This is a genomic window from gamma proteobacterium symbiont of Axiagastus rosmarus (assembly GCF_059730925.1).
On record NZ_AP035925.1, the window covers coordinates 2614474 to 2628610 of the forward strand.

11 protein-coding genes are annotated in these 14137 nt (G+C 57.4%); 9 read left to right on the forward strand and 2 right to left on the reverse strand.

Going from position 1 to position 14137, the window contains the following annotated elements:
• Positions 1-671 precede the first annotated feature (671 nt).
• From ssuE to ssuB, 5 genes are read left to right on the forward strand one after another with little or no spacing between them, the layout of a single operon-like run.
• Positions 672-1223, forward strand: a complete 552-nt coding sequence (ssuE, locus tag AC6I8F_RS12335) for an NADPH-dependent FMN reductase (protein ID WP_127833883.1) — start codon at positions 672-674, stop codon at positions 1221-1223.
• A 10-nt stretch (positions 1224-1233) separates the two neighbouring features.
• Entirely contained in the window at positions 1234-2193 is a 960-nt protein-coding gene (locus AC6I8F_RS12340) for a sulfonate ABC transporter substrate-binding protein (protein ID WP_166709885.1), read from the forward strand.
• A gap of 11 nt (positions 2194-2204) precedes the next feature.
• The gene (gene ssuD / locus AC6I8F_RS12345; protein ID WP_058775379.1) at positions 2205-3350 is read left to right on the forward strand and encodes an FMNH2-dependent alkanesulfonate monooxygenase; all 1146 of its coding nucleotides are present in this window, start codon (positions 2205-2207) and stop codon (positions 3348-3350) included.
• 10 nt (positions 3351-3360) lie between these two features.
• Positions 3361-4152, forward strand: a complete 792-nt coding sequence (gene ssuC / locus AC6I8F_RS12350) for an aliphatic sulfonate ABC transporter permease SsuC (RefSeq protein WP_058769561.1) — start codon at positions 3361-3363, stop codon at positions 4150-4152.
• Positions 4149-4940 (forward strand): aliphatic sulfonates ABC transporter ATP-binding protein, encoded by a 792-nt coding sequence (ssuB, locus tag AC6I8F_RS12355; RefSeq protein ID WP_498028071.1) that lies wholly within the window; start codon positions 4149-4151, stop codon positions 4938-4940. Before ssuC ends, ssuB begins: the two co-directional genes overlap by 4 nt.
• Positions 4941-5019: 79 nt before the next feature.
• Here ssuB and pepN read toward each other — a convergent pair whose 3' ends face one another.
• On the reverse strand, positions 5020-7635 hold the full coding sequence (pepN, locus tag AC6I8F_RS12360) for an aminopeptidase N (protein ID WP_498028072.1): 2616 nt from the start codon (positions 7633-7635) through the stop codon (positions 5020-5022).
• Between the two features lie 245 nt (positions 7636-7880).
• Between pepN and pncB the strand changes: the two genes are divergently transcribed.
• The 4 genes from pncB (at position 7881) to AC6I8F_RS12380 (ending at position 13464) form a co-directional block, all read left to right on the forward strand.
• The gene (pncB, locus tag AC6I8F_RS12365; RefSeq protein ID WP_058780857.1) at positions 7881-9086 is read left to right on the forward strand and encodes a nicotinate phosphoribosyltransferase; all 1206 of its coding nucleotides are present in this window, start codon (positions 7881-7883) and stop codon (positions 9084-9086) included.
• Positions 9087-9241: 155 nt separating this feature from the next.
• Positions 9242-10642, forward strand: coding sequence for an asparagine--tRNA ligase (asnS, locus tag AC6I8F_RS12370; protein ID WP_031279853.1), 1401 nt, complete (start codon positions 9242-9244; stop codon positions 10640-10642).
• A 300-nt stretch (positions 10643-10942) separates the two neighbouring features.
• Positions 10943-12073, forward strand: a complete 1131-nt coding sequence (gene ompC / locus AC6I8F_RS12375; protein ID WP_104186977.1) for a porin OmpC — start codon at positions 10943-10945, stop codon at positions 12071-12073.
• Between the two features lie 200 nt (positions 12074-12273).
• Entirely contained in the window at positions 12274-13464 is a 1191-nt protein-coding gene (locus tag AC6I8F_RS12380) for an amino acid aminotransferase (protein WP_021508330.1), read from the forward strand.
• A 33-nt stretch (positions 13465-13497) separates the two neighbouring features.
• On the opposite strand, the gene AC6I8F_RS12385 is transcribed toward AC6I8F_RS12380, so the two are convergent.
• Positions 13498-14127, reverse strand: a complete 630-nt coding sequence (locus AC6I8F_RS12385) for an MBL fold metallo-hydrolase (RefSeq protein ID WP_021508331.1) — start codon at positions 14125-14127, stop codon at positions 13498-13500.
• Positions 14128-14137 lie beyond the last annotated feature (10 nt).

The window sequence follows — 14137 nt, forward strand, 5'->3', positions numbered from 1 at the left end:
GCAAATAAGGCAGTGACTTTTTTTTAGCGTAAGAAAACTCAATCAATTATAAACAGCCCGCCGACGGCATGACTATTGGCCCTTGCCAGACTGGCTGATAATTTACCGTTTATTGTTAAGCGCAACTGAAGCAATCCCGGCCAGAGTGCTGAAGTAATACGTAATATCGGTAACAGGAAACGCGTTAAACGGTGCGATTTTAATAAAACGCCACGCTTTGACACACTTACTCGCTAATTTGAGACCAGCTTAAAATGGAACATTCTAAACAGCCACTACGAAAAATCCTGGTGCCCGCTTTAAACTTACGTCAGCGTTTGTTTGCTACTCCTTAAATTACCTCATCTATTTCTTCTTAAGCCTGACGACAATGGCGCGCCCGGCGATATGTGTCGACGGTTACACCTCTGATTTAACCAGGCAACAGCGCTTTTAATCATTCTCACCTTGCCCGTGACGGAAGCCGCTAATGAAAACCCGGCAATCTGCGGGTGCAATTCAGATTAACCTTAGAGGCGCTTTTCCCTTCCTTTATAAGCGCGGGCTATTCCCGCCTGACGGCTATCCATTGCCGGATAAATCATTTACGCCTCGCCGCCTGCTCTGTCAGGATTGAACGAATCAGTTCTCAATAATTGCCAATCAATAACTTTCAGTTATAAGGAGTGACCATGCGGGTTATTACGCTGGCGGGGAGTCCGCGTTTTCCTTCACGTTCTACGGCGCTGCTGAGTGTGTGCCAGCGGGCGCTGGAAGCGCGTGGCGTTGAGGTGATTCCGTGGAACATTCACAACTTTCAGCCGGAAGATTTGCTGTATGCGCGCTTTGACTCACCGGCACTGGCCGCGCTGAAAGCGGATTTAGCGCTCGCGGAGGGGCTGATCGTCGCCACACCGATTTATAAAGCCTCTTTCTCAGGTGCGCTGAAAACCCTGCTCGACCTGCTGCCAGAGCGGGCGCTGGAACATAAAGTGGTGTTGCCGCTGGCGAGTGGCGGCAGCGTGGCGCACATGCTGGCCGTTGACTACGCGCTGAAACCGGTGCTGAACGCGCTGAAAGCGCAGGAAGTTCTGCACGGCGTGTTCGCCAGTGATACGCAAATCACCCAATACGACCGCCAGCCTGAGCTGGATGCGCTGCTGAGCGAGCGCATTGATGAGGCGCTGGAAACCTTCTGGCAGGCGCTGCACCGTCGTCATCAACCCTATGCTCAGGCTGTATAAAGGAACCGCGATGAAAAGGATGTTAACCCGCTGGCTGCTGCCGACCGTTACCGCGCTGTTTGCCCTGACCCTCACGGCTCAGGCTGCCGAAGCACCAGCACAATTCCGTATCGGCTATCAGAAAGGATCGGTCAGCATGGTGCTGGCCAAATCGCATCGGCTGCTGGAGCAGCGCTTCCCGGCCACCAGCATTCAGTGGATCGAGTTCCCGGCCGGTCCGCAAATGCTTGAGGCACTGAACGTGGGCAGCATTGACCTGGGCAGCACCGGTGATATCCCGCCGCTGTTTGCTCAGGCCGCCGGGGCGGATTTGCTGTATGTCGGCTCGGAGCCACCGAAGCCGCAGGCCGAGGTGATTCTGGTGCCGAAGGACAGTCCCATCCACAGCGTGGCGCAACTGAAAGGCCATAAAGTGGCGTTCCAGAAAGGCTCCAGTTCGCACAATCTGCTGCTGCGCGCGCTGGAACAGGCCGGGCTGAGCTTTAACGATATTCAGCCGACTTATCTGACGCCAGCCGATGCGCGCGCCGCGTTTCAGCAGGGTGATGTTGACGCCTGGGCGATCTGGGATCCCTACTATTCTGCTGCGCTGCTGCAGGGCAACGTCCGTGTGCTGGTGGACGGTAGCAAGCTGAATCAGACCGGTTCGTTCTACCTCGCCACGCGCAGCTTTGCTACCGATCACGGTGACTTCGTGCAGCAGGTGCTGCACACCTTTAGCGAAGCCGATGCGCTGACGCGCAGCCAGCGCCAGCAAAGTATCGATCTGCTGGCACAGGCGATGGGCCTGCCGAAGCCGGTGATCGCCAGCTACCTTGACCATCGTCCTCCGACCACCATTACGCCGGTCAGCGCCCACACGGCGCAGGCCCAACAGCAAACTGCCGATCTGTTTTATGCCAACCATTTAATGCCGGTCAAAGTCACCATTGCCGATCGCATCTGGCAGCCACAGCCGGCCCGGCCATAAGGAAATTTATCATGAGCGTATCCGTATTCTGGTTTCTTCCCACCCACGGCGACGGCCACTACCTCGGTACCGCCGAAGGTGCGCGCCCGGTGGACCACGGTTATCTGCAACAGGTGGCGCAGGCCGCCGATCGCCTCGGTTTTGGTGGCGTGCTGATCCCCACCGGCCGGTCGTGTGAAGATGCGTGGCTGGTGGCCGCATCCCTGATTCCGGTGACGCAGCGCCTGCGTTTTCTGGTGGCGCTGCGCCCGGGGGTGATTTCCCCGACGCAGGCCGCACGGCAGGCCGCCACGCTCGATCGTCTCTCCAACGGGCGCGCGCTGTTTAACCTCGTTACCGGCGGCGATCCGGAAGAGCTGGCAGGCGACGGCGTTTTCCTCGATCACCGCGAGCGTTATGCCGAATCTGCGGAGTTTACCCGCGTCTGGCGCCGGGTGAGTGAAGGCGAAACGGTCGATTACGAAGGCAAGTACGTCAAAGTGCGCGGTGCACGATTGATGTTTAAAGCGGTGCAGCAGCCACGTCCACCGCTGTGGTTTGGTGGCTCATCGGATGCCGCGCAGGATTTGGCCGCGGAGCAGGTGGATGTCTATCTGACCTGGGGCGAACCGCCGGCGCTGGTCAAAGAGAAGATTGAACAGGTGCGCGCCAAAGCGGCGGCGCAGGGGCGCACGGTGCGCTTCGGCATTCGTCTGCACGTGATTGTGCGTGAAACCAATGAGGAAGCATGGCAGGCGGCAGACCGGCTCATCGCCCATCTTGACGATGCCACCATTGCTAAAGCGCAGGCGGCTTTTGCCCGCACCGATTCAGTCGGTCAGCAGCGCATGGCCGCGCTGCACGGCGGACGGCGCGATCGGCTGGAGATCAGCCCGAACCTGTGGGCTGGCGTCGGTCTGGTACGCGGCGGTGCCGGGACTGCACTGGTGGGCGACGGTCCGACGGTCGCGGCGCGTATGCAGGAGTATCAGGATCTCGGCATCGAGACCTTTATTCTGTCTGGCTATCCGCATCTGGAAGAGGCCTATCGCGTGGGCGAGCTGCTGTTCCCTCATCTCGACCTGGCCGTGCCGGAAATCCCGCAACCCCGCGTAGTGCAGGCGCACGGTGAAGCGGTCGCCAATGATTTCACCCCGCAAAAAGTCGCGCAGAGTTAAGGAGTCGCATATGGCAAAGGTCAATAAACAGCTGAGCAATGCCCTGCTGCCGTGGGCGCTGCCGGTGCTGCTGGTGGTGGTGTGGCAGGTTGCCTCACAGGCCGGCTGGCTGTCGACGCGCATCCTGCCCTCGCCGGAGAATATTGTCATCACCTTCTGGCATCTCGCGGCCAGCGGTGAGTTGTGGCAACACCTCGCCATCAGCGGCTGGCGAGCAGCAATCGGCTTTGCCATTGGCGGTTCGATTGGCCTGATTCTCGGGCTGATTACCGGCACGTCGCGCACCGGCGAACGGTTGCTGGATACCTCGGTACAGATGCTGCGTAACGTGCCGCACCTGGCGCTGATCCCGCTGGTGATTCTGTGGTTCGGCATCGACGAGTCAGCCAAAATTTTTCTTGTGGCGCTCGGCACGCTGTTCCCTATCTACCTCAATACCTATCACGGCATACGGAATATTGACCGCGGCCTGGTGGAGATGGCGCGCAGCTATGGTCTCTCCGGCTGGAGCCTGTTTATTCAGGTGATTTTGCCGGGCGCGCTGCCGTCAATCATGGTTGGCGTGCGCTTTGCCCTCGGTCTGATGTGGCTGACGCTGATCGTGGCCGAAACCATCTCGGCCAACTCCGGTATTGGCTATCTGGCAATGAACGCCCGTGAGTTTCTGCAAACCGATGTGGTGGTGGTCGCCATCATTCTCTATGCCCTGCTGGGCAAACTGGCCGACGTGACGGCACAGCTGCTGGAGCGTGTCTGGCTGCGCTGGCATCCGGCTTACCAATTGAAGGAGGAGAACGCATGAGCAACGCAACGCTAAGCCCGGCGCGCCTGAACCGCGGTACCCCGGTGGGCGTCAATGGCGTCACCAAGCAGTATGGCAATCGCACCATCCTGAATCATATCGATTTACATATTCCGGCCGGCCAGTTTGTCGCGGTGGTCGGCCGCAGCGGCTGCGGTAAAAGTACCCTGCTGCGCCTGCTGGCCGGGCTGGAATCCACCACGCACGGTGAACTGCTGGCGGGCAACGCGCCGCTGGCCGAGGCGCGCGAAGATACCCGCCTGATGTTTCAGGATGCGCGTCTGCTGCCGTGGAAGAAAGTGATCGATAACGTTGGCCTCGGTCTGAAAGGCCGCGAGTGGCGCAGCGCCGCGCTGGAAGCGCTGGCGGCGGTCGGTCTGGCCGATCGTGCACATGAGTGGCCGGCAGCGCTCTCCGGCGGACAGAAACAGCGGGTGGCCCTGGCGCGGGCGCTGATTCATCGTCCCGGCCTGCTGCTGCTCGATGAACCACTCGGTGCACTTGATGCGCTGACGCGCATTGAAATGCAGGGCCTGATTGAGTCGCTGTGGCAGCAGCATAATTTTACCGTGTTGCTGGTGACGCACGATGTCAGCGAAGCGGTGGCGATGGCCGATCGCGTGCTGCTGATTGAAGAGGGTCAGATCGGGCTGGATTTGGCGGTGGATTTATCGCGTCCGCGCCGCAAAGGATCGGCGCGCCTCGCCGAGCTGGAGGCCGAGGTGCTGGATCGGGTGATGAAGCGGGGAAGCTCAGAGCAGCCCCTGCAGTTCGCGCAGCAGCGCTAATTCAGGACGCGCGATAAATCGCGCCGCTACAGAGGATTGCAACTCTTTGTAGCGGCGCAATTTATTGCGCATTGTTTTCTTACGCGTTCAGCGCTTTGGTGATCTTCTCGTACAGATCGCCGGACAGATTCTCCAGCCCTTTCAGCGTCTCCAGCGCCTTACGCATCAGCGCCTGACGTTCGGCATCATAACGCTTCAGACGAATCAGCGGCTCAATCATGCGCGCTGCCACCTGCGGGTTGCGGCGGTTGAGATCGGTCAGCATCTCCACCAGGAACTGGTAGCCGCTGCCATCTTTGGCGTGGAAGGCTGCCGGGTTGGCCGAGGCAAACGCGCCAATCAGTGAACGGATGCGGTTCGGGTTACCCATGGTGAACGAGCGATGCGTCAGCAAGCTACGTACCTTGCTCAGCACGTCTGCCGCCGGGCTGGTGGCCTGCAACATAAACCACTTATCCATCACCAGACCATCCTGATGCCAGCGCTCGTCGTACGCCGCCAGCAGCGCATCACGGCACGGCAACTGGGCCGCCACCGCCGCAGACAGCGCGGCCAGCGCATCGGTCATGTTGCTGGCTTTGTCGTACTGCGCCTGCACCAGTTTGCTGGCCTGCTCCGCGTCCGCAAACGCCAGATAACTCAGGCAGACATTCTTCAGCGCGCGCTTGCCGATCTCGGCATGCTCAACTTTGTAGTCGCTGCTCTGGTTGGCGAGATACACCGCATAGAATTCATCACTCAGCTCATTCGCCAGCGTGCGCACCAGCGCCGCGCGCACTGCGGCAATCGCCAGCGGGTCGATCACCTCGAACAGCTCGGCGATCTCATTCTCTGACGGCAGCGTCAGGATCAGCGCCATCAGCGCCGGATCGCCCTGCTCATCCAGCAGCACCGCGCGGAAAGCATCGGCGACGTGCAGCGGCAGCGACAGCGGCTGGCCCTGCTGATGGCGCGCCACGTTGAGGCGGATATACGTCGCCAGCAGACTTTGCGCCGCATCCCAGCGCGAGAAGTCGTTGCGCGCGTGGCGCATCAGGAAAGTCAGCTGCGCATCGCTCCATTTATAGTCGAGCTTCACCGGTGCGGAGAATTCCCGCAGCAGCGACGGCACCGGCTGGAAATAGACCTTGTCGAAAATGAAGGTCTGGAACTCGTCGGTGACGTTCAGCACGTGATGAACCGGATGACCGTTGTGCTGCAACGGAATGACCTTGCCTTCGCCGTCATACAGTTCGATATCCAGCGGAATGTGCAGCGGCAGCTTCTCTTTTTGATCGGCGGTCGGTGGCGTGTGCTGCGTGACGTGCAGCGTGTACTGCTCCAGTTCCGGGTTGTAGTCATCACGCACCGTCAGCACCGGCGTGCCCGACTGACTGTACCAGCGGCGGAACTGTGACAAATCGACGTTGGAGGCATCTTCCATCGCCTGCACGAAATCATCACAGGTGGCGGCGCTGCCATCGTGACGCTCGAAATAGAGCTGCATCCCCTGCTGGAACTGCTCTTCACCCAGCAGCGTGTGCAGCATGCGAATCACTTCAGAACCCTTCTCATACACCGTCAGGGTGTAGAAGTTGTTCATTTCAATCACCTGATCCGGGCGGATCGGATGGGCCATCGGGCTGGCATCCTCGGCGAACTGCGCGCCGCGCATCACGCGCACATTATCAATACGGTTGACCGCGCGCGAGCCGAGATCGGAGCTGAACTCCTGATCGCGGAAGACCGTCAGACCTTCTTTCAGGCTGAGCTGGAACCAGTCGCGGCAGGTGACGCGGTTGCCGGTCCAGTTGTGGAAATATTCGTGACCAATCACGGCTTCAATACCGAGATAGTCTTTGTCGGTGGCGGTTTCCGCTTTGGCCAGCACGTATTTGGAGTTGAAGACGTTGAGGCCTTTATTCTCCATCGCGCCCATGTTGAAGAAATCCACCGCGACGATCATAAAGATATCGAGGTCATATTCGAGGCCGAAACGCTCTTCGTCCCACTTCATGCTGGCTTTGAGCGAGGTCATCGCCCAGTCCGCACGGTCAAGGTTGCCGCGATCGACAAAGATTTCCAGCGCCACGTTACGGCCGGAACGGGTGGTAAAGCTGTCACGCAGCACATCGAAATCGCCAGCGACCAGCGCAAACAGGTAGCAGGGTTTCGGGAACGGATCCTGCCATTTCACCCAGTGACGACCATCCTCGTGCTGACCGCTCGCCAGCTTGTTACCGTTGGACAGCAGGTACGGATAGCTAGCCGCGTCGGCGATCAGGGTGGTGGTGAAGCGCGCCAGCACGTCCGGGCGATCGAGATACCAGGTGATATGCCGGAAGCCTTCGGCTTCACACTGGGTGCAGAGCGCCTCGCCGGATTTATACAGCCCTTCCAGCGCGGTGTTTTTATCCGGATGGATTTCATTAATGATGGTCAGGGTAAAGTTGTCCGGCAGCTGGCTGATGATCAGTGCGCCCTGCTCTTCGCGGTAGTGCGGCCACGGATTGCCATCCACCGCCAGCGACAGCAGCGTCAGCGCCTCACCGTCCAGACGCAGTTCAGCCTGCTGCGCGCCAAGGCGTTTTACCTGACTGACGGCGGTGACGCGCGTGGTCGCCGCATCAAGATCAAACGTCAGGTCGATATCGGTGATGGTGTAGTCCGGCGCCCGGTAGTCGTGGCGATATTTAATTTGCGGCTGTTGCGTCATAAATCCTTCTCGCATCGTTAATATATTCAACCCTCAGAGTCTAAGCGGGTTGCGCCCGGGTTGCCACGCACAAAGCGTGCGTTGCGCCAAAAGTCTACAATTCATTAACAATGGCACAAATGACCCTCGACCTGTCACCTGCAATTATGGTGTGATCGCGGTGATTACTGTTTTATACTCCTGCGTCTTTATGACTTTGTTGAATACCGGGCTCTGCTCCGCGGAAGAGGATGCTGAAACGCACCATGACTGGACACGCTTCCCCGATTTTGACCACGCTGCTTGATACCGATGCCTATAAGCTTCACATGCAGCAGGCCGTTTATCATCGTTACTACGATGTCCCGGTAACGGCAGAATTTCGCTGCCGCAGCGATGAGCAGCTCGGCCAGTATGCCGACGCCATCCGCACGCACATTACTGCCATGCAATCTCTGGCGCTGAGCGATGACGAATATCGTTACCTCAGCAGCTTACCGTTTTTCCAGCAGGATTATCTCGACTGGCTGCGCCAGTTCCGCTTCGATGCCTCGCAGGTTGAGGTGCGCGACGATCACGGACATCTGCGCATTCAGATTCGCGGCCCGTGGCGTGAAGTGATTTTGTGGGAAGTGCCGCTGCTGGCGCTGATCAGCGAAGTGGTACACCGTCACCGGACGCCGGAAAGCGGCGCGGAACAGGCGGTGGCGCATCTGCAGCAGAAGCTGGTGCACTTCCGTGAGCAGGTAGGCGATCTCGATATGTCGCGCTTCCAGCTGATGGACTTTGGCACACGCCGTCGTTATTCGCGCGCGGTGCAGGAAGCAATTGTCAGCACGCTGAAAAACGAATTCCCGTGGCTGCTGGGCACCAGTAACTACGATCTGGCGCGCCGGTTGCAGCTTAACCCGGTCGGAACCCAGGCACATGAATGGTTCCAGGCGCATCAGCAGATCAGCCCGGTACTGGCCAACAGCCAGCGCGCGGCATTGCAGTCGTGGCTGGATGAGTACGATAACCAGCTCGGCATTGCCCTGACCGACTGCATCACGATGGACGCCTTCCTGCGTGATTTCGGCCCCGGTTTTGCCCATCGCTATCAGGGCCTGCGCCATGATTCGGGCGATCCGGTGGAGTGGGGAGAAAAAGCCATTGCGCATTATCAGCGGCTGAATATTGATCCGCTCAGCAAAACGCTGGTGTTCTCCGACAATCTCAACCTCGATAAAGCACTGGCGCTGTATCGTCATTTCGGTCAGCGCGCGAACGTGGTATTTGGCATCGGCACCCGCCTCACCTGCGATATTCCCGGCGTCACGCCTTTGAATATCGTGATCAAACTGGTGAGCTGCAACGGTAAACCGGTGGCCAAACTCTCCGACAGTCCCGGTAAAACCATCTGCCAGGATAAAGCCTTCGTGCGCGCCCTGCGCAAAGCCTTCGACCTGCCGCTGGTCAAACGCGCCAGCTAATCGGCCTGAGCAGGGTGCCTGCGCCCTGCTCTGCGCCAGAAAATCTCTTTATTCTCCGGCAATTTTGCTTGTTTCCTGGTGGCTCGCAAGTAACATAGCTAAACCCCGGAATGGGGCTTATTTCACTCCATCTTCATTTATATAGAGAGATTTTTATGAGCGTAGTGCCTGTAGCGGATGTACTGCACGGCCGTGTCGCGGTTGACAGTGAAGTCACCGTACGTGGTTGGGTACGTACCCGAAGAGATTCCAAAGCCGGTCTTTCCTTCATCGCCGTTTATGACGGTTCCTGCTTTAATCCCGTTCAGGCCGTCGTCAATAATTCTCTGAATAATTATCAGGATGAAGTGCTGCGTCTGACCACCGGCTGTTCGGTGATCGTCACCGGTAAAGTGGTGGAGTCACCGGGTGAAGGCCAGGCATTCGAACTGCAGGCGACCCAGGTTGAAGTCACCGGCTGGGTGGACGACCCGGATACCTATCCGATGGCGGCTAAACGTCACAGCATTGAATACCTGCGAGAAGTGGCGCACCTGCGTCCGCGCACTAATATTGTCGGTGCCGTGGCGCGCGTACGTCATACGCTGGCGCAGGCGCTGCATCGCTTCTTCCATGAAAACGGCTATTTCTGGGTCTCCACGCCGCTGATCACCGCCTCTGACACTGAAGGTGCTGGCGAGATGTTCCGCGTCTCAACGCTGGATCTGGAAAACCTGCCGCGCGACCCGCAGGGCAAAGTCGATTTCGATAAAGACTTCTTTGGTAAAGAGGCTTTCCTGACCGTTTCCGGCCAGCTGAACGCCGAGACCTACGCCTGTGCGCTGTCCAAAGTGTATACCTTTGGCCCGACGTTCCGTGCCGAGAACTCGAATACCAGCCGTCACTTAGCGGAATTCTGGATGCTGGAGCCGGAAGTGGCGTTCGCCACGCTGGATGATGCGGCTGCCCTGGCGGAAGCGATGCTGAAGTATGTGTTTAAAGCGGTGCTGGAAGAGCGCGCTGACGATATGGCGTTCTTCGCCGAGCGCGTGGATAAAGAGGCCATCGCCCGTCTGGAGCGCTTCATCACCACGGATTTCGCCCAGGTAGACTATACCGACGCCGTCGACATTCTGCTGAAAAGCGGTCAGAGCTTCGAGAACCCGGTGTCATGGGGCGTCGATCTCTCTTCCGAACACGAGCGTTATCTGGCGGAGAAACACTTCAAAGCGCCGGTGGTGGTGAAGAACTACCCGAAAGATATCAAAGCGTTTTACATGCGTATGAACGACGACGGTAAAACCGTGGCGGCGATGGACGTGCTGGCACCGGGCATCGGTGAAATCATCGGCGGTTCCCAGCGTGAAGAGCGTCTTGATGTGCTGGATGCGCGTCTCGCTGAAATGGGCCTGAATAAAGAAGATTACTGGTGGTATCGTGACCTGCGTCGCTATGGCACCGTACCGCATGCCGGCTTCGGTTTAGGTTTCGAACGTTTGATCGCCTATGTCACCGGTGTACAAAATGTAAGAGACGTTATCCCGTTCCCACGCACGCCACGTAACGCGAATTTCTAAGATTTAAGATTAAATATAAGAAATTCATATATATATTGAGGTCGGCCCTGCCGGCCTTTTTTTATTTTTGTAAATTTTGAGTTCTCTCACAAAGTTCCCGATATTTTACAAATTGTAATACAATTTTGCTTTTTGATACGTAATTACGAGAATTGAATCATTTTCGGGCTAGAATTAGCAACCCCGTGATGGAAAGATGCGTGCAGACACAGGAGACATCAAACTTCTTTCAAGGTTCCCGTAAAGGTTTCTTGACGGCAGTGGCAGATGTCCAAATAACTCCAATGAGGGTAATAAATAATGATGAAGCGCAACATTCTTGCAGTGGTTATCCCTGCTCTGTTAGCTGCCGGCGCAGCAAACGCAGCAGAAATCTATAACAAAGACGGCAACAAACTGGACCTCTACGGTAAAGTTGATGCGCGCCATCAGTTCTCTGATGACTCAAGCTCAGACGGCGACAAATCTTACGTTCGTTTCGGCTTCAAGGGTGAAACTCAGATTACCGACCAGCTGACCGGTTACGGCCAGTGGGAATACAACGTACAGGCTAACGTTGCTGAATCACAGGGCACTTCTGGTTCTAAAACTCGTGTTGGCTTCGCCGGTCTGAAATTTGCTGATGCAGGCTCCTTCGACTACGGCCGTAACTACGGCGTTCTGTACGACGCAATGTCCTACACTGACCAGCTGCCAGTATTCGGTGACGATACCCTGTATCAGGACAACGACAACTTCATGGCCGGTCGTTCTAACGGCCTGGCGACTTACCGTAACAGCAACTTCTTCGGTCTGGTTGACGGTCTGGCATTCGCTGTTCAGTATCAGGGCAAAAACGAAGGTCGCGGTCCACGTTATGACAACGGTGACGGCTGGGGTACCTCTCTGTCCTATGACACTGGTATGGGCATCAGCGCAGTGGGTGCATACTTCTCTTCAGATCGTACCAATCAGCAGCAGCTGGATGGCAACGGTGAGAAAGCAGATGCATACGGTTTCGGTCTGAAATACGACGCCAACAACGTCTACCTGGCTGCCTTCTATGGTGAGTCTCGTAACCTGACTCAATATGGCAATAACAACGACGGCACTGGCGCTACCGGCCCTGACTTCAACTTCGCTGCCAACAAAGCGCAGGCTTTCGAAGTGGTTGCTCAGTACCAGTTCGACTTCGGTCTGCGTCCATCCATCGCTTACCTGCAGTCTAAAGGCAAGGACCTGAACGGCGCGACTGGCCACGGTTCAACCTTCGCTGGCGGCGATGCTGACCTAGTTAAATATATCGAAATCGGTACCTACTACTACTTCAACAAAAACATGTCCACCTACGTTGACTACAAAATCAACCTGCTGGACGACAACGACTTCACCCGCGCTACCGGTACTTCTACCGACGACGTGGTTGGCGTTGGCCTGGTTTACCAGTTCTAATCTGCCGATTCGAACTGCGTAACACCTCAGAAACGGAGCCTTCGGGCTCCGTTTTGCATTTCAGTGATCGGGCTCCCGATTAGCGCCATTACTTTATACGCCACAGTTATTTCTTTTTTATGTCAGCGGTTGGCAAGCGTTGCGTCTGACGTTAACCTGATAGCTCATTTTGCTAAAGTTCACCCTAACGGAACTGACTCATGTTTGAATCAATCTCTGCCGCACCAGCCGATCCTATTCTGGGACTGGCTGACCTGTTTCGCGCCGACGACCGCCCGAATAAAATCAATCTTGGCATTGGTGTTTATAAAGATGAAACCGGCAAAACGCCGGTGCTGACCAGTGTGAAAAAAGCTGAGCAGTATCTGCTGGAGAACGAGACCACCAAAAACTACCTCAGCATTGATGGTCTGGCTGATTTCGCGCGCTGCACGCAGGAACTGCTGTTTGGCAAAGAGAACGCGCTGATTAGCGCTGGCCGCGCCTGCACCGCGCAGACGCCGGGCGGCACCGGTGCGCTGCGCGTCGCCGCGGATTTCCTCGCTACGCAAACCAACGTCAAACGCGTCTGGGTGAGCAATCCCAGCTGGCCGAACCACAAAAACGTGTTCAACGCCGCTGGTCTGGAAGTGTGTGATTACCAGTATTACGATGCGGCGACCCACAGCCTCGACTTCGACGGCATGCTGGCCTCGCTGCAGGAAGCGCAGGCGGGCGACGTGGTGCTGTTCCACGGCTGCTGCCATAACCCGACCGGTATCGATCCTACCGCTGACCAGTGGCAACAGCTGGCGCAGCTGTCGCTGGAGAAAGGCTGGCTGCCGCTGTTCGATTTCGCCTACCAGGGCTTCGCACGCGGTCTGGATGAAGATGCTGAAGGCCTGCGCATTTTCGCCGCATCCCATCAGGAACTGATCGTCGCCAGCTCCTACTCGAAGAACTTTGGTCTGTACAACGAGCGTGTCGGTGCGCTGACGCTGGTAGCGGCAACGGCCGACGTGGCGAAGACAGCATTCAGCCAGGTGAAATACAGCATCCGCGCCAACTACTCTAACCCGCCGTCGCACGGTGCTGCCGTGGTCGCCACCATTCTCGGTAACGACGCGCTGCGTACCATCTGGGTGCAGGAGCTGACCGACATGCGCCAGCGCATTCAGCGCATGCGCCAGCTGTTTGTGAATACCCTGGCGGAGAAAGGCGCACAGCGCGATTTCAGCTTCATCATCAAACAGAACGGCATGTTCTCGTTCAGCGGTCTGACCAAAGATCAGGTGGTGCGTCTGCGTGAAGAGTTTGGCGTGTATGCGGTGAATTCCGGTCGCGTTAACGTGGCAGGCATGACGCCGGATAATATGTCGGCGCTGTGCGAAGCCATCGTCGCGGTGCTGTAACCAACGAAAAATGGGCCTGATGGCCCATTTTTTTTATTGCAGGAAAGGATTACTGACGCGCTCGTGGCCGAGTGTGGAAATCGGGCCATGGCCAGGGACAAACGTCACATCATCACCCAGCGGCAGAAGTTTATCCCGGATGGCCGCGATTAGATCGCTGTGGCTGCCCTGCGGAAAATCGGTGCGCCCGACGCCACCGTTAAAAATCACATCACCTGAGATCAGCAGACGGCCAGCACGGTCAAAGAACACGATATGGCCAGGCGTATGCCCTGGACAGTGCAGCACTTCCAGCGTCACGTTGCCCAGCTGTACCGTTTCGCCCTCTTCCAGCCAGCGATCTGGCGTCAGTGGCGCGCACTCCGGCAAACCAAACATCCGGCTTTGAGTGGGCAGGTTATCGAGCCAGAAGGCATCGGCTGGCTGCGGCCCGACGATCGGCACCTGATAGTGCTGCGCCAGTTCCGCAGCGGCACCGACGTGATCGAGATGGCCGTGGGTCAGCAGGATTTGCGACGGCGTTAAGCCTCGCTCCGCCAGCACGGCAATAATGGTTTCGGCATCGCCGCCGGGATCAACCAGCGCAGCCTGTTGCGTCTCGTCATCCCAGATAACGGAACAGTTCTGTGAAAAGGCGGTGACCGGAATAATCAGGTAATTCATAGCGCTCCAT